The organism is Aerococcus sp. L_32 (genome assembly GCF_050689315.1).
In genome coordinates, this window is record NZ_JBOEQF010000938.1 from 1 (window position 1) to 722 (window position 722).

Below are 722 nucleotides of genomic sequence, written 5' to 3' on the forward strand. Positions count from 1 at the left end.
GCGCATCCCCTTAGTTGCCAACGCATTAAAAGATGCCTTCCCAGGTATGCAAGGTTTAAATATTTTAAACAACAATGGCGAGATGGCCTACCAATCTGTTTTCCATTCACACGTCCACTTAATCCCTAGATACAACGGGGAAAATGACGGCTTTGGTCTAAAATGGGAACCAGCCCAAGAAGGCACATACGCTGATGAAGACTTGAAGCACATTGCCAATACAATCAACCAACAGATCGAGGGATAATATGAAAAAATTTATTACCGGTATTCTATTTGGTGCCGTTGCTGGTGCAGGCTATGCCCTATTAAAAACACCACATTCAGGAACCGAAAACAGAGAACGTTTGAAAAACTATTTAGACGATGTCACTTATGCAGCCAATGATCTAACTGGCTCAATCGCTCAAGCACAAAATGCAGTTACAGATTTAGCTCAACAAGGCTTATCTTCTGCAAAAGTTGCCCGCGACGAAATCACTTTAGCTATCAATGATTTCAACCAATCAACAGCCCCACAAATTTCAGAAATTCAAAAACAAGTGGCAGAACTACAAAATGATTTATCAGCAGCGGATATCCGTGTTAACGAGGAAAACACTGATTCTTAATGATGTTTTAAATATGAAGATTTCTTGATTAATCTTCTGAATCATTGTGTATAGCATTTTTGGTATGCTATATTAAGACTTGTATTACGAAGATTTGACAGGAGTGAATCA

General features: G+C 38.9%; 2 protein-coding genes. Both read left to right on the forward strand.

All coding sequences use genetic code 11. The features are described 5' to 3' along the window. Positions 1-247, forward strand: a 247-nt coding sequence (locus tag ACRCJ0_RS17475) for an HIT family protein (protein ID WP_431391425.1), incomplete at its 5' end; no start/stop codon positions are given. 1 nt (position 248) lies between these two features. Further along, positions 249-611, forward strand: a complete 363-nt coding sequence (locus ACRCJ0_RS17480) for a YtxH domain-containing protein (protein ID WP_419970706.1) — start codon at positions 249-251, stop codon at positions 609-611. Positions 612-722: the final 111 nt, after the last annotated feature.

Excerpts from the sequence above, each read along its gene's own strand:
- ACRCJ0_RS17480 (WP_419970706.1), top strand. The coding sequence starts at position 249 with ATGAAAAAATTTATTACCGGTATTCTATTTGGTGCCGTTGCTGGTGCA.